Genomic DNA, 15,116 nt, shown 5'->3' on the forward strand with positions numbered 1-15,116 from the left:
ATCGCCGGCAAGCCAGCTCCCACAAAAACCGCGCAGGACTCCAGGTTTGCGCCGTACCTGTGGGAGCTGGCTTGCCGGCAATGAGGCCAGCACAGGCAACACCATCAGGCGGTTTGCCGCGCTGGCTCGTCAGCCCGGGCCAGCAATTCGAGCACGGCCACACTCAGCCGCGGATCGGCCAGCACCCGCTGGTGGCCGCCCTCCTCCAACATCAGCAAACGGCTATCGAACCAGGCCTTATGAATGACATGGGCTTCATCGGCGGCCACGAGGGCGTCATCGGCGGCATGCACCACCAACCCCGGAAGCTCAAGCTGGTAACCGGTCACATCCAGCCGCGCAATCTGCATGCCCACGTCCCGCTCCACCTGGCGTATGAAAGCCGCCCGCGCCCGCGCCGGCATCCCCAGGCGATGAGCAAAGCCACGCAACACACCCAGCAGCCGCGCCGGGGCAGCAATGCTCACAGCCGCTTCCGTGCGCAACCCCATCTGCAGGGCCAGCAGCACACTGGCACCCCCCATCGAGTGGCCAATGACCGCACGCAGCGGCGGCAGCTCTGCAGCGGCCTCCAGCAGTGCCCGGGCAAACAGCACCACATTTGCCTGCTCGCCCGGCGAACGGCCATGGCCCGGCCCTTCCAGCGACACCACCGTGTGCCCGGCCTGGACCAAGGTCTCGATCAAAGCGGCAAACTGGGTCGGGCGCCCTTCCCAACCATGCATCAGCAACACGGTCGGCCCTTTGCCCCAGCGCAAGGCAGACAAGCCGAAGCGCAGGGTGATGCGTTCGGCGCTGGCCAGCGCGGGCAACTCCCATTCCCTAGGTGGCAGGTTGCGCGGGGTCATGAAGGCACGGCGCATCTTGCCCGCGACATGCTCAGGGGCCAGCCGGCCCAGGGTGCCATTGACACCACGAATCCAGCTCAGGGTAGTCATCGCCATGCTCCAGGGTTAAAGCACCGCCGATTTGGCGGCGCGCAGAATACGGTCAGAAAGTTCACCGGTACCCAAGGCACGGGCCAGGGCAAGGCCGCCAACCATGAGCGCCAGATCAGCCAGGGCCTTGTCGGCATCTTCAGGCCGGTCAACCATGGCGGCAGTCATCAGCTCGATGTGCTCAGCCAATACCTCGCGGAACGCCTCTGGCAGGCGCTGCATCTCGCCCAGCGAGTTGGGCAGCGGGCAAGCGTGCACTTCGGCATCCCGGTGCTTGCGCGACAGGTAAAAGGCACTGGCCAGCGCCCGCCGCCCTGCACCATCGAGGCTGGGGTCGATCTGGGCGAGCAAGGCGCGGCGCTCACCCAGCAGCTGGCGAAACGCTTCGAGCATCAGCTCGTCCTTGCTGTCAAAGTGGGCATAGAAACCACCGACGGTCAGGCCTGCCGCCCCCATCACCTGGCTAACGCTGGGCTCGGCCGGGCCGTGCTGGATCAGCGCACTGCGCGCTGCTTCCAGGATGCGTTCGCGGGTTCTGCTCTTCTTGTCGCTCATCAGGCATCCGCCATTCAAAATATGATGCTTGAAATATTATGCATATCATATTTTTTGGCAAGCAAAATTTTACGCCGCTGGTCAGCTGCGATTTTTCGGAAGGGAGAAAAAACAAAAGGCCCATTCAATAAGCGAATGAGCCTTTAAAATCCCGCAAAACGCGGGTAAATGTGGCGTCCCCTAGGGGACTCGAACCCCTGTTACCGCCGTGAAAGGGCGGTGTCCTAGGCCACTAGACGAAGGGGACGTAACCTTCGCGAAGATCCACTTACGTGAACCCTGGCAGAAATGGTGGAGCTAAGCGGGATCGAACCGCTGACCTCCTGCATGCCATGCAGGCGCTCTCCCAGCTGAGCTATAGCCCCGAAACAAAAGGCTCATCAATAATCGACGAGCCTTTTTAAGCCCTGCAAAACGCAGGAAAAAGTGGCGTCCCCTAGGGGACTCGAACCCCTGTTACCGCCGTGAAAGGGCGGTGTCCTAGGCCACTAGACGAAGGGGACGTAACCTTCGTGCCGATCCGCTTACGCGAACCGCGGCAAAATTGGTGGAGCTAAGCGGGATCGAACCGCTGACCTCCTGCATGCCATGCAGGCGCTCTCCCAGCTGAGCTATAGCCCCAGATTTCTAGCCTCGCGGCCCAGCGACAAGTGCACCATCGCTTGTGTAAAACTGGCGTCCCCTAGGGGACTCGAACCCCTGTTACCGCCGTGAAAGGGCGGTGTCCTAGGCCACTAGACGAAGGGGACGAACCTTCTTACCTTCAAGACCCGGTTGCTGGACCCGGTCTTGCTTGCCAGCCTTGACTGACAAGCGGAATTTGGTGGAGCTAAGCGGGATCGAACCGCTGACCTCCTGCATGCCATGCAGGCGCTCTCCCAGCTGAGCTATAGCCCCACAATGTCGCTTTGAACTGAACCGCTGGCTGGGTGCCTGACGATTCGTTTTCGTTCATCGCTGTGGACGGGGCGCATATTAAGATCGGATTGCAGGGCTGTCAAACGAAATTTTGAAAATATTCAAAAGTTTTTTCACAGATAACAATCACTTACCGCCCTGCCCCAGCAAAACCTCACCCTCGAACCCTTGTACGAGCGGCGTTGTGTCGCGATAGGACCGCAGCGCGGTCCCACAATCTTCGCCTTGAAGCAAAATCATCGGGGCCGCTTTGCGGCCCTTTCGCGGCACACGGCTGCTACTACACGGTTCAGCGGCAGCTTTCAAAACACCGTCAAGCGATAGAAGCCAGCAGCTTTTCCCACTCTTTGTTTTCTTTCTTCGAAACGCCACCCAGCAGGTCCAAGGCCTGGCGCAGGCGATAGCGGGTCAGGTCGGGGCCGAGGATTTCCATGGCGTCCAGTACCGACACCGAGCTGGCCTGGCCGGTAATGGCGGCGAACATCAGCGGCATCGCATCACGCAACTTCAGCTCCAGCGCCTCGACCACGGCCTGGATGCAGCCGGTGATGCGCTCTTTTTCCCACTGGCGCAGGCTTTCGAGCTTCCACAGGATCAGCTGGATCACCTGGCGCACCTGGTCGGCCGACAGTTTTTTGCTTTCGAACAGCTTGGCATCCAGTTTCAGCGCGCCTTCAAAGAAGAACCCGCCCAGCGGGGCAACCTGGCTGAAGGTCTCGACCCGGCCCTGCACGTGCGGGGCAATCTTCATCATGTAGTCGCTGTTGAATGCCCACTTCTGCAGCCGTGTGGCGAATTCCTCGACCGGCAGTTCGCGCAACCACTGGCCGTTGAGCCAGGACAGTTTCTCGATGTCGAAGATCGGGCCACCCAGCGAAATACGCGACAGGTCGAAGTGCTCGACCATTTCGTCCAGCGAGAACTTCTCGCGCTCGTCCGGCATCGACCAGCCCATGCGGCCCAGGTAGTTGAGCATCGCCTCAGGCATGAAGCCCATGCGCTCGTAGAAGGTCACCGAGGTCGGGTTCTTGCGTTTGGACAGCTTGGACTTGTCCGGGTTGCGCAGCAGCGGCATGTAGCACAGCTTGGGCTGCTCCCAGCCGAAGTATTCGTACAACTTGATCAGCTTGGGCGCCGACGGCAGCCACTCTTCGCCACGCAGTACGTGGGTGATGCCCATCAGGTGGTCGTCCACCACGTTGGCCAGGAAGTACGTCGGCAGGCCGTCGTTCTTCATCAGCACCTGCATGTCCATGCGGTCCCATGGGATCTCGACATCGCCACGCAGCATGTCCGGTACCACGCAGACACCTTCGCTCGGCACCTTCATGCGGATCACATGTGGCTCGCCGGCGTCCAGGCGGCGCTGCACTTCTTCGGCGCTCAACAGCAGCGCGCGGCCGTCGTAGCGCGGGGTTTCGCCGCGGGCCTGTTGCTCGGCACGCATTTGCTCCAGCTCTTCGGCGGTGCAGAAGCAGTAGAAGGCATGACCGGCATCCACCAGCTGCTTGGCATACTTCGCGTAGATCTCGCCACGCTCGCTCTGCCGGTACGGGCCGTGCGGGCCGCCCACATCCGGGCCTTCGTTCCATTCGATGCCGAGCCAGCGCAGGGCGTCGAAGATCTGCTGTTCCGACTCGCGCGTGGAGCGCAGCTGGTCGGTGTCTTCGATGCGCAGGATGAACTCACCGCCGTGCTGCTTGGCAAAGCAGTAGTTGAACAGGGCGATGTAGGCAGTGCCGACATGGGGGTCGCCGGTAGGCGATGGCGCGATACGCGTACGTACGGTGGTCATGGAAGGTCTCGAACTGAAGATGAAACAAAGGCGGGATGTTAGCAGGAGGCAGGCACCGGGCTCCAGCAATGGCGCGAACGTCACTTGTCGACAGCCCCTGCAGCGCTGTTAAATTTGTTTACATTTCTGGAACGATAGTGCCCATGCCTGCCCAACTCAAACGTCGCCTGCTGGTCTTCTTCACCCTGGTGGCCATCATCGCCCTCGCCTTTCTGGCCCACTGGTACTTCAAGGGCCGCTTCTACGAGAGTACCGACAACGCCTACGTACAGGGCGAGATCACCCGTATTTCCAGCCAGCTGGGCGCACGTATCGAGGCGGTGCCGGTCGAGGACAACCAGCATGTCAACAAAGGTGACCTGCTGGTGCGCCTGGAAGTAGCAGACTTCGAGCTGGCGGTTGACCGCGCCCGCGCTACCCTGGCTACCCGCGAAGCAGAATACGCGCAAGCGCAAAGCCGCCTGACCCAGCAGGGTAGCCTGATCGCCGCCGGGCAGGCGCAGGTGGCAGCCAACCAAGCCACGTTCGAGCGCTCGCGGGTAGACCTGAGCCGTGCCGAAAAGCTGCGCAAGCCAGGCTTCATATCCGAAGAGCGGGTCACCACCCTGTCGGCGGACAGCCATGTCGCCGGCTCTCAGGTCGACAAAGCCCGCGCCGACCTGCAAAGCCAGCGCCAGCAGGTCAACGCCCTGAACGCCGACCTCAAACGCCTTGATGCACAGATCGCCAACGCCCGCGCCGACCTGGCACAGGCCGAACTGAACCTGACCCGCTGCGAAATCCGCGCGCCGATCAGCGGCACCATCGGCCAGCGCAACGCGCGCAATGGCCAGGTGGTGCAGGCTGGCGCCTACCTGCTGTCGATCGTGCCCGACGAAGACATCTGGGTGCAGGCCAACTTCAAGGAAACCCAGATCGGCCGGATGCATCCCGGGCAACGCGCCGAGCTGCTGTTCGACAGCTACCCGGATACCCCCATCGAAGGCCGGGTCGACAGTGTCTTCGCTGCCTCGGGCGCGCAATTCAGCCTGCTGCCACCCGACAACGCCACCGGCAACTTCACCAAGGTGGTACAGCGCATCCCGGTGAAACTCACCTTCAGCGCCGACAACCCGCTGCACGGGCGCATTCGCCCCGGCATGTCGGTGACTGCCACCGTCGACCTGCGCAGCCAAAGCGAAGGCCACAATGGCCGGTGACCAATTGCTCCGGCCCACCGCTGAGCCCACCCGCCGCGACTGGATCGCGGTAATGAGCGTGATGCTCGGTGCGTTCATGGCGGTGCTGGATATCCAGATCACCAATTCGTCGCTGAAAGACATCCAGGGCGCACTGTCAGCGACGCTGGAGGAAGGCTCATGGATTTCCACCTCGTATCTGGTGGCGGAAATCATCATGATCCCGCTGACTGCCTGGCTGGTGCAGTTACTCTCGGCGCGGCGCCTGGCGGTGTGGGTTTCTGCAGGGTTTCTGTTGTCGTCACTGCTGTGCTCGATGGCCTGGAACCTGGAGAGCATGATCCTGTTCCGCGCCCTGCAAGGCTTTACCGGCGGCGCACTGATCCCGCTGGCGTTTACCCTTACCCTGATCAAGCTGCCCGAACACCACCGCGCCAAAGGCATGGCAATGTTCGCCATGACCGCCACGTTCGCCCCCTCCATCGGCCCCACGCTGGGCGGTTGGCTGACTGAGAACTGGGGCTGGGAGTACATCTTCTACATCAACATCCCGCCCGGCCTGGTGATGATTGCCGGCCTGATGTACGGGCTGGAGAAGAAAGAGGCGCACTGGGAACTGCTGAAAAGCACCGATTACGCAGGCATCGTCACCCTGGGCCTGGGGTTGGGCTGCCTGCAGGTGTTTCTCGAAGAAGGCCACCGCAAGGACTGGCTGGAGTCGAACTTGATCGTTGGCCTGGGCAGCATCGCCCTGATCAGCCTTATCACCTTCGTCATCCTGCAGTTTTCCAAGCCGCACCCGCTGATCAACCTGCGCATTCTCGGTAACCGCAACTTCGGCTTGTCGAGCATCGCCAGCCTGGGCATGGGCGTAGGCCTGTACGGGTCAATCTACCTGTTGCCGCTGTACCTGGCGCAGGTGCAGGGTTACAACGCCCTGCAGATCGGCGAGGTGATCATGTGGATGGGTGTCCCGCAGCTGTTCCTGATCCCGCTGGTGCCGCAACTGATGAAGGTGGTGTCACCCAAAGTGTTGTGCGCCTTGGGGTTCTGCCTGTTCGGCGCCGCCAGTTTCGGTTCGGGGGTACTGAACCCGGACTTTGCCGGGCCGCAATTCAACCAGATCCAGATCATCCGCGCCCTGGGCCAGCCGATGATCATGGTGACCATTTCGCTTATCGCCACGGCTTACATCCAGCCGCAGGATGCGGGGTCGGCATCGAGCCTGTTCAATATCCTGCGTAACCTGGGGGGTGCGATTGGTATCGCCTTGCTGGCCACGTTGCTGGATGCGCGGACCAAGGTGTATTTCGATTACCTGCGCGAATCGGTAGTGCCGAGCAACCCACAGGTGGCAGAACGGCTGGCGCAACTGGCGGAGCGCCTGGGCAATGACAATGCAGCGCTGGGCAAGCTGAGCGAGATTACCCATCAGCAGGCCATGATCATGGCCTACAACGATGCTTTCCACTTTGTCGGGATCGGGTTGGCGGTGAGCATGGTGGCAGTGTTGCTGACCCGCAAGCTGCCGGCGGGGTTGAAGGCTGGGGAAGCTCACTAGCTTGTACTGGCCCTATCGCCGGCAAGCCAGCTCTCACAGGTACCGGGCAAATTTTGAATGCAGCGGCACACCTGTGGGAGCTGGCTTGCCGACGACAGGGCCAGTTCATCCACCCAAAGGGATCAGCTGGTAATCAACCGCTCGCGCAGCTGGGTAATCTCGTCGCGCAGCTGCGCCGCAGCTTCGAACTCCAGGTCGCGGGCGAGCTGCATCATCTTCTCTTCCAGCTGCTTGATGCGCTTGGTGATCTCGCCCGGTGTACGCAGCTCTGCCTCATAGCGGGCGCTCTCCTCTGCCGCCTTGGCCATGCCCTTGCGCTTTTTGCTGCGCGCGCCGGGCACGGTAGCGCCTTCCATGATGTCGGTGATGTCCTTGACCACACCCTTGGGCACGATACCGTTGGCTTCGTTGAAAGCGATCTGCTTTTCCCGGCGTCGCTCGGTTTCGTCAATTGCCCGCTGCATCGAGCCGGTAATATTGTCGGCGTACAGAATCGCCCGGCCATTGAGGTTACGCGCAGCACGGCCAATGGTCTGGATCAGGGAGCGCTCGGAACGCAGAAAACCTTCTTTGTCCGCATCCAGAATCGCCACCAGCGACACTTCTGGCATGTCCAGGCCTTCGCGCAGCAGGTTGATGCCCACCAGCACATCGAAGGTACCCAGGCGCAGGTCGCGGATGATCTCCACCCGCTCCACCGTGTCGATGTCCGAGTGCAGGTAGCGCACCCGCACATCGTGGTCGGCGAGGTAATCGGAAAGGTCCTCGGCCATGCGCTTGGTCAGCGTAGTGGCCAGCACCCGCTCCCCCACCGCCACGCGCTTGCGGATTTCCGACAGCAGGTCGTCTACCTGGGTCAGTGCCGGGCGTATCTCGACTTGCGGGTCGACCAGGCCGGTCGGGCGCACGACCTGCTCCACCACGCGCCCGGCATGCTCAGCCTCATAGGGGCCCGGGGTCGCGGAGACGAAGATGGTCTGCGGGCTGACGTCTTCCCATTCGTCGAAGCGCATCGGCCGGTTGTCCAGTGCCGAAGGCATGCGGAAGCCGTATTCGACCAGGGTTTCCTTGCGCGAACGGTCGCCCTTGTACATGGCGCCTACCTGCGGAACGCTGACGTGGGATTCGTCGATGACCAGCAGCGCATCGGCTGGCAGGTAGTCGTACAGGGTGGGTGGTGGCGCCCCGGCCGGGCGCCCGGACAGGTAGCGTGAATAGTTCTCGATGCCGTTGCAGTAGCCCAGCTCCATGATCATCTCAAGGTCGAAGCGGGTACGCTGCTCCAGGCGTTGCGCTTCTACCAGCTTGTTGGCCTTGTGCAGGTACTCAAGGCGCTCCTTGAGCTCTTCCTTGATGCCCTCCACGGCCTCCAGCAGGGTTTCCCGCGGGGTAACGTAGTGGCTCTTGGGGTAGAAGGTGAATCGCGGCAGCTTGCGGAAAACCTCGCCAGTGAGCGGGTCGAAGGCGGCTATGTTCTCCACCTCGTCATCGAACAGCTCGATGCGGATGGCCTCTAGGTCCGACTCGGCCGGGAAGATATCGATCACATCACCCCGCACGCGGAAAGTGGCACGGGCAAAGTCCATTTCGTTGCGGGTGTACTGCAGGTCGGCCAGGCGGCGCAGCAGTGCGCGCTGATCGAGCTTGTCGCCGCGGTCCACATGCAGGACCATTTTCAGGTAGGACTCGGGGCTGCCGAGGCCATAGATGCAAGACACGGTGGTGACGATGATTGCATCGCGCCGCTCCAGCAGCGCCTTGGTCGCGGACAGGCGCATCTGCTCGATGTGGTCGTTGATCGAGGCGTCCTTCTCGATGAAGGTGTCCGACGATGGTACGTAGGCCTCGGGCTGGTAGTAGTCGTAGTAGGAAACGAAATACTCCACCGCGTTGTTGGGGAAAAACGCCTTGAATTCGCCGTAGAGCTGCGCGGCCAGGGTCTTGTTCGGTGCGAGGACAAGTGTCGGGCGCTGCACCTGCGCGATGACGTTGGCGATGCTGAAGGTCTTGCCCGACCCGGTCACGCCGAGCAGCGTCTGGTGCGACAGCCCCGCTTCGATGCCTTCGACCATCTGACGGATGGCCTCGGGCTGGTCGCCGGCCGGCTGAAAACGGGTGACGAGCTGGAACTCGGACATGTTTGACCTCGCGGTGCTGCAGCAACTGTAAATTTAGCCAGTAGTCTATACCCAAATGCGGCTAGCTGGGGGCGCTTTCAAGGCTGGGCTGTGAGCGCTTGTTACAGTGGACCCGGCAATTAGACCAATGGTCGAAAAATATTTGCGCAAATAGCCGGAAAAGCTGTGCCAGAGTGTCGCAGTGACCGGACGGTATCACTATACTGACTCCCCGTTTGTGCACCGCTTCAGTGCATTCGGCTGGAGCGTGTACGCCCTATCACTCTCCAATCAGAGCCAAGGTAACAATGAGCCTGTTTTCCGCTGTCGAGCTGGCACCCCGCGACCCTATTCTGGGCCTCAACGAAGCATTCAACGCCGACCCACGTACCGATAAGGTCAACCTGGGCGTTGGCGTGTACTGCAATGAGGAAGGCCGCATTCCGCTGCTGCGCGCCGTGATCGAAGCCGAAACCCAGCGTGCCGCCCAGCACGCCTCGCGCGGCTACCTGCCGATCGACGGCATCGCCACTTATGACCAGGCCGTGCAAAAACTTATCTTTGGCGCCGAGTCGCCACTGCTGGCCGCTGGCCGCGTGGTCACCGTGCAAGCCGTTGGCGGCACCGGCGCGCTGAAGATCGGCGCCGACTTCCTCAAGCGCCTGTCGCCCAACGCTGTGGTAGCCATCAGCGACCCGAGCTGGGAAAACCACCGCGCACTGTTCGAGACTGCCGGCTTCCCGGTACAGAATTACCGCTACTACGACGCGCCAAGCAACGACGTCAACCGCGCGGGCATGCTGGAAGACCTGAACAACCTGCCGGCCGGCTCGATCGTGGTGCTGCATGCTTGCTGCCACAACCCGACCGGTGTCGACCTGGGCCTGGACGACTGGAAAAACGTCCTGGAAGTGGTCAAGGCCAAGGGCCATGTGCCGTTCCTGGACATGGCCTATCAGGGCTTTGGTGACGGCATCGCCGAAGATGCCTTCGCCGTGCGCCTGTTCGCCGAGTCGGGCCTGGAGTTCTTCGTTTCCAGCTCGTTCTCCAAGTCGTTCTCGCTGTACGGCGAGCGCGTTGGCGCACTGTCGATCGTCACCGCCTCGAAGGATGAGAGCACTCGCGTGCTGTCGCAGGTCAAGCGTGTGATCCGTACCACCTACTCCAACCCGCCGACCCATGGCGCAACCATCGTCGCTACCGTGCTGAACAGCGACGAACTGCGCCAAATGTGGGAAGCCGAGCTGGGCGAGATGCGCCAGCGCATCCACGGCATGCGTCAGCAAATGGTCAGCCTGCTGGCTGAATATGGCGCCAAGCGCGACTTCAGCTTCGTTGGCCGACAGGCAGGCATGTTCTCCTACTCGGGCCTGACCGTTGAACAGGTAGCCCGCCTGAAGAACGAGTTTGGCATCTACGCACTGGACACCGGCCGCATCGCGGTTGCCGCGCTGAACCAGAGCAACATCCACGTGGTAACCAAGGCCATCGTCGAAGTGCTGTAACCTGTTGATTTGCCTGGGAGAGGCTTGACTTCTTCCAGGCAGTCAGTAAGATACGCACAGATTCCGCGATAGCTCAGTCGGTAGAGCAAATGACTGTTAATCATTGGGTCCCTGGTTCGAGTCCAGGTCGCGGAGCCAAACATTGAAAAGCCCCCGGGTGCGCAAGCAACCGGGGGCTTTTTGCATTGCATCGGATTTACTGGCCCAGCGGCTCGGTCACTGGCTTGCCCTCGTCCACCAGGCTCCAGACCAGCAGCTTGGCGGGCTGGGTCTTGCTGGCATTGCGTGACACGCTGTGCACGGTGCCTGGCGCCTCGTACCAGTACTCACCGGCCTTGTAGGTCTTTTCCGGATCGTTGTTGAGCTTCGACACCACTGCCCCCTCCAGAACGTAGGCCATCACTGCGCCGGGGTGCTGATGCGCGGGCGATGCCTCGCCAGGGGCGTAGCTCACCGTAAGCATGACAGCCGTTTTGCCCGGGGCGTTCGAGGGTTGTTGCTGCTGCAGGACTTTGACCTGGTCGGCAACGTCGCCGTGGGCCCAGGCGGGGGCTTGGACGGCGAGCAGGGCAAAAAGGACGATAGCCAAGGGTTTCATGGCGGGCTTCTCCTGGATGACTAATGCCAGCAGGTTAGGCCTTCGTTGGCTGAAGACAAATGGCCAATTCGAGGTAAAAGCAGGGGGCCGATTTTACCTGTGCCGCCCGCTCCCACAAGTTCATTCGCCACAGGTGCTGTACCTGTGGGAGCGGGCATGCCCGCGAAGAGGCCGGTACAGGCAACCAAGAGCTCAGCTGCTACGCCCAATCGGGTAGAACACGCCTTGGCTCCAGACCCCCAGCCATTCCTCGCCGTCGATTTCACGCGCCACCGCCAGCTCTACCAACTGATAGAAAACATTGCGGTGAATCAGCGCCTCAAGGTTGCTGCGCATCAGCACATAGGGCGATGGCTCCTGCGTCACCGGGTCGATGACCACACGCAAAGGGTTGTCCGGCCCGGCGTCAACCTGGTCCTCGACATTGCTGGTGAAGCGCAGCACCTGCTGCTCCCCCTCCCCCAGCACCTCCAGAGCCACGGCCACAAATGGGGCATCGTCGACGCGGATGCCAACCTTTTCTACCGGGGTAATCAGGAAGTAGTCATCGCCATCGCGGCGAATGATCGTGGAAAACAACCGCACCATCGGTTTGCGCCCGATCGGCGTGCCCAGGTAATACCAGGTGCCATCGCGGGCAATGCGCATATCGATGTCACCGCAAAAATCCGGGTTCCACAGATGCACCGGCGGCAGGCCCTTGGCCTTGGGGATCTGTGCCAGAAGATCATTGGCCTTGCCGGAATCACTCATCACGCCTGCCTCATTCGCTCATACCCAGAAGGCTACGAGCGTACTCGCGCATCGGCGCACCAAGCAAATCCTCCGGGGTGTTGTCGTGGAACGTCAACAAACCGCCACGGCTCTTGATGCGTGCGGTGTCGATCAGGTAGCGGGTATTGGTTTCGATCAACATCATCTGCACCACGCCAGTGTCCCACCCCAGCCGGTCGACGGCCTGTTCGTCATACCACTCATCGCCATTGCCGATGCGGTCGTCGGTACGGGCGAAGCGGGTGTACAGGACGTAGTCGGCACCCACCGAGCGTGCCTGGGCAATGGCGTCTTCCAGGCCCAATGGGCCTTGGGCGCGGCGCACCAACGGGAAATACTCGACAAAGCTCTTGAACGCCTCGTCAGCCACCGCATTCTGCCGTGGCACCGGCCCCTTGCCCGGCGGCACGAATGCGCCCTGGCCGATGAAAATGAACGAATCGGGCTGCAGGCGGATCGACAGGGTACGCCGGGTATCGCTGTGGTCCAGCAGACCGGCATCGCTCATGTGATAGCGGACGCCTTCGCCCATATCGCTGACATTCATGCAGCCGCCCAGCGCCATCAGCGCCAGCAGCAAGACCAGGCTACGCATCTTTCCTCCAGTGGCCGGCGACGAAAAACCGGCGAATAGCAGGCGGATGCAGCTTTTGCGCCAGCTTCAGCCGCCAATCACCTTCATCACCATCACATCACCGGAAAACGCCAGGTCCTGCTTGTCTGCCAGCGCCTTGACCAACAGGCGCTGCAGGGCCGGAAGGGCCTGATGACGCGGCTTTTCCAGCAGGTCACCGACGAAGTGGCGATTGCTCGAAGACAGGCAGCCATGCAACCAGCCCGTGGAGGACAGGCGCAAGCGCGAGCAGGTACGGCAAAACGGCACGCTCTCGTTGGCGATGATGCCGAAGTGGCCAATGCCCGGGATTTCATAGCGCAGGGCTGTAGCGTCCAGCGGCGCATCGACCTGGACATAGGCATACTTGCCGCCGATCAGCGCCAGCAACTGGTCGAGCCCGACGAACTGCTGCACAAAGGCATTGTGCTCACGGGCCAGGTGGCCCATGCGCATGAGTTCTATGAAGCGCAACTCGAAGCCGCGCTCCAGGCAGTAATCCAGCAGCGGCAATACCTGGTCGAGGTTGTGCCCGCGCATTGGCACCATGTTCACCTTGATTCGCATGCCCAGCGCAGTGGCCTGCTCCATACCCGCCAGCACACTGGCCAGGTCGCCGCCCCGGGCAATGCGGCGGAAGGCCTGGGGATCGAGAGTGTCGAGGGAAACATTCAGGCGTCGGATACCCGCCGCTTGCAGCTGGGGCAGCTTGCGTGCCAACAGCTGGCCATTGGTGGTCAGCGAGATATCGTCGAGGTCGAGCTTGGCCACTGCGGCCAGAAAGGCATCCAGGCGCGGGCTGACCAGCGGCTCACCCCCTGTGATGCGTAGGCGCTCGATACCCGCCGCTTCGATCAGGTAAGCCACGCCGCGGGCCAGGGCATCTGCCGAGAGCTCGTCTTGCGCCGCCACCAGGCGTTTGCCGTCGGGCACGCAGTAGGTGCAGGCATAATTGCAAGCAGCCGTCAGGCTGACACGCAGGTTGCGAAAGCGCCTGCCTTGACGATCGACAATCATGAATGACTCCGGCATGGATGATAGGGGCAGGCGAAACCTGACTCATAAATCAGGTTTTTGCAAGCCCCCGCACCCTGCCGGTTTCAGCGTCAAGTGACGGAACGCTTCAGTTCGTCGGTTCCGGATCGCGTTTGCGTTTGTTGCCCATGCGCACACCGATGTCCATCAGGAACTGGAAGAAACCTTCCTGATCCTCAAGCACATTGCTCCAGAACGGCGAGTGGTACAGCGCAACGGCGCCGTGCACCAGCGCCCAGGCGGCGCAGTAATGGAAATACGGCGGTACGTCTTCGAGCTTGCCTTCGCAGATGCGGCCCTTGATCAGCTGAGTCAGGCGATCGAAGTTGGAGGCACGGATACTGTGCAGTTGCTCGACCATTTCCGGCACCTGGTTGCCCTTGACCACCTTCTCTTCCAGGCGATCGAACAACCGGTAACGTTGCGGGTCGCGCATGCGGAACTCGAAGTAGGCGCGTGACAGGGCTTCCTTGTCACGGTCGACGTCGGCCGAGTGCAACAGTTCGTTCAGGTCGCGCTCATAGTCGAGCATCAGGCGCAGGTAGATTTCCGCCTTTGACTTGAAATGCTTGTAGATCGTGCCTTTGCCGATACCCACGGCGTCGGCGATCATTTCGACAGTGACGCTGTCCTCACCCTGTTCGAGAAACAGCTTGAGCGCGGTGTCGAGGATTTCCTGTTCGCGACGGCGAAACTCACGGACCTTACGAGGTTCTTTCTGCATGGGAAGGACTGGATGACAATCGAAGCGGTTTATTATGCCTAACTTGCAAGAAATTGCACGGATCATCCACGCATGTCTGTGTTTCACCATGCTTACTGCCATGCGCTGTGGAAGGATTGAAACCTCGGCGTATTCCAAATTTGTTTAAAAAACGACCAATATACGCTGGCACTGCGCCAAACCTGACCAATACTTGAAGTGTTGGCGCGGCGCATCCCCCCCAAGTGGCGCGCCGATAAAGGTGCTCAGGGACCGCGTACCTTTGTTTTACTCCTAATGGTCTTAACCCGGATTCCCCCCCCAGAACCCGGGTTTTTTTTGCTTGCGCGACGGGTCGCACAGCGACCCGCACTCCCCGCTCGAGGTTGTGCTGTACCGTGATTTTGATTTTGATTTTGATTTTGTTTTTTGATTTTGTTTTTTGATTTTGTATTTTGATTTTGATTTTGATTTTGATCTTCGCGACTTCAGTAGGCCGAACGCAGGCCTTGCGGAGGGAGGTGACGGGCATGGATGCCCGTCAAGCGCTGGGCCCCAGGATGGGGCCTGCAGCGCGGTCCTCCTGGGAGCGAGGCCGGAGTGAGGGAACCCCGGAGCGCAGCGCAGGGGCCGGATGATGGGAGCGCAGCGTTTTTTGGTTACTTTTTGTCGCGTCTGACAAAAAGTGACTCGCCGTAAGGGCGAAAAGGTGAGTTAGTGTCGCCATCGCAAATGGCCTATGCGCGAGCTAAAAACCAGCACTGTTTCGCTGTTCGCTGTTCGCTGTTCGCTGTTCGCTGTTCGCTGTTCGCTGTTCGCTGTTCGC

12 protein-coding genes and 7 tRNA genes are annotated in these 15,116 nt (G+C 61.1%); 4 read left to right on the forward strand and 15 right to left on the reverse strand.

Going from position 1 to position 15,116, the window contains the following annotated elements:
- Positions 1-104 precede the first annotated feature (104 nt).
- From CKW35_RS24360 to gltX, 9 genes are all read right to left on the reverse strand, one after another.
- Positions 105-938 carry an alpha/beta fold hydrolase gene (locus CKW35_RS24360; RefSeq protein ID WP_016485507.1) on the reverse strand — a complete coding sequence of 278 codons (834 nt, stop codon included), beginning with the start codon at positions 936-938 and terminating at the stop codon, positions 105-107.
- Between the two features lie 15 nt (positions 939-953).
- Positions 954-1,493 carry a TetR/AcrR family transcriptional regulator gene (locus CKW35_RS24365; RefSeq protein WP_016485506.1) on the reverse strand — a complete coding sequence of 180 codons (540 nt, stop codon included), beginning with the start codon at positions 1,491-1,493 and terminating at the stop codon, positions 954-956.
- Positions 1,494-1,664: 171 nt separating this feature from the next.
- A tRNA-Glu gene (locus CKW35_RS24370) sits at positions 1,665-1,740 on the reverse strand.
- A gap of 42 nt (positions 1,741-1,782) precedes the next feature.
- Positions 1,783-1,858: transfer RNA gene (locus CKW35_RS24375), tRNA-Ala, on the reverse strand.
- Between the two features lie 62 nt (positions 1,859-1,920).
- Positions 1,921-1,996 (reverse strand) — tRNA-Glu (locus tag CKW35_RS24380).
- A gap of 42 nt (positions 1,997-2,038) precedes the next feature.
- A tRNA-Ala gene (locus tag CKW35_RS24385) sits at positions 2,039-2,114 on the reverse strand.
- 52 nt (positions 2,115-2,166) lie between these two features.
- A tRNA-Glu gene (locus tag CKW35_RS24390) sits at positions 2,167-2,242 on the reverse strand.
- A 72-nt stretch (positions 2,243-2,314) separates the two neighbouring features.
- Positions 2,315-2,390: transfer RNA gene (locus CKW35_RS24395), tRNA-Ala, on the reverse strand.
- Between the two features lie 334 nt (positions 2,391-2,724).
- Entirely contained in the window at positions 2,725-4,206 is a 1,482-nt protein-coding gene (gltX, locus tag CKW35_RS24400) for a glutamate--tRNA ligase (RefSeq protein ID WP_016485504.1), read from the reverse strand.
- Positions 4,207-4,349: 143 nt separating this feature from the next.
- Here gltX and CKW35_RS24405 point away from each other — a divergent pair, with 143 nt between their 5' ends.
- Together CKW35_RS24405 and CKW35_RS24410 are read left to right on the forward strand one after the other, a co-directional pair.
- Positions 4,350-5,405, forward strand: a complete 1,056-nt coding sequence (locus CKW35_RS24405) for an HlyD family secretion protein (RefSeq protein WP_016485503.1) — start codon at positions 4,350-4,352, stop codon at positions 5,403-5,405.
- Complete coding sequence (locus tag CKW35_RS24410) at positions 5,395-6,945, forward strand: MDR family MFS transporter (RefSeq protein WP_016485502.1); 1,551 nt, start codon at positions 5,395-5,397, stop codon at positions 6,943-6,945. Before CKW35_RS24405 ends, CKW35_RS24410 begins: the two co-directional genes overlap by 11 nt.
- Before the next feature lie 122 nt (positions 6,946-7,067).
- Here CKW35_RS24410 and uvrB read toward each other — a convergent pair whose 3' ends face one another.
- Positions 7,068-9,083 carry an excinuclease ABC subunit UvrB gene (uvrB, locus tag CKW35_RS24415; protein WP_016485501.1) on the reverse strand — a complete coding sequence of 672 codons (2,016 nt, stop codon included), beginning with the start codon at positions 9,081-9,083 and terminating at the stop codon, positions 7,068-7,070.
- 287 nt (positions 9,084-9,370) lie between these two features.
- Here uvrB and CKW35_RS24420 point away from each other — a divergent pair, with 287 nt between their 5' ends.
- Positions 9,371-10,567: an amino acid aminotransferase gene (locus CKW35_RS24420; protein ID WP_016485500.1), complete on the forward strand. Its 1,197-nt coding sequence runs from the start codon at positions 9,371-9,373 to the stop codon at positions 10,565-10,567.
- Positions 10,568-10,629: 62 nt separating this feature from the next.
- Positions 10,630-10,705 (forward strand) — tRNA-Asn (locus CKW35_RS24425).
- Positions 10,706-10,763: 58 nt separating this feature from the next.
- Here CKW35_RS24425 and CKW35_RS24430 read toward each other — a convergent pair.
- The 5 genes from CKW35_RS24430 to CKW35_RS24450 form a co-directional block, all read right to left on the reverse strand.
- Positions 10,764-11,165, reverse strand: a complete 402-nt coding sequence (locus CKW35_RS24430; protein WP_016485499.1) for a cupin domain-containing protein — start codon at positions 11,163-11,165, stop codon at positions 10,764-10,766.
- A gap of 192 nt (positions 11,166-11,357) precedes the next feature.
- Positions 11,358-11,918 carry a DUF1285 domain-containing protein gene (locus CKW35_RS24435; RefSeq protein WP_016500884.1) on the reverse strand — a complete coding sequence of 187 codons (561 nt, stop codon included), beginning with the start codon at positions 11,916-11,918 and terminating at the stop codon, positions 11,358-11,360.
- Positions 11,919-11,928: 10 nt separating this feature from the next.
- Positions 11,929-12,534 (reverse strand): DUF4823 domain-containing protein, encoded by a 606-nt coding sequence (locus CKW35_RS24440; protein WP_016485497.1) that lies wholly within the window; start codon positions 12,532-12,534, stop codon positions 11,929-11,931.
- A 66-nt stretch (positions 12,535-12,600) separates the two neighbouring features.
- On the reverse strand, positions 12,601-13,569 hold the full coding sequence (locus tag CKW35_RS24445; RefSeq protein WP_016485496.1) for a GTP 3',8-cyclase MoaA: 969 nt from the start codon (positions 13,567-13,569) through the stop codon (positions 12,601-12,603).
- A 106-nt stretch (positions 13,570-13,675) separates the two neighbouring features.
- Complete coding sequence (locus CKW35_RS24450; protein WP_095117042.1) at positions 13,676-14,311, reverse strand: TetR/AcrR family transcriptional regulator; 636 nt, start codon at positions 14,309-14,311, stop codon at positions 13,676-13,678.
- Positions 14,312-15,116: the final 805 nt, after the last annotated feature.

Source organism: Pseudomonas sp. Irchel 3F3, from assembly GCF_900187545.1.
GTDB lineage: Bacteria > Pseudomonadota > Gammaproteobacteria > Pseudomonadales > Pseudomonadaceae > Aquipseudomonas > Aquipseudomonas fortuita.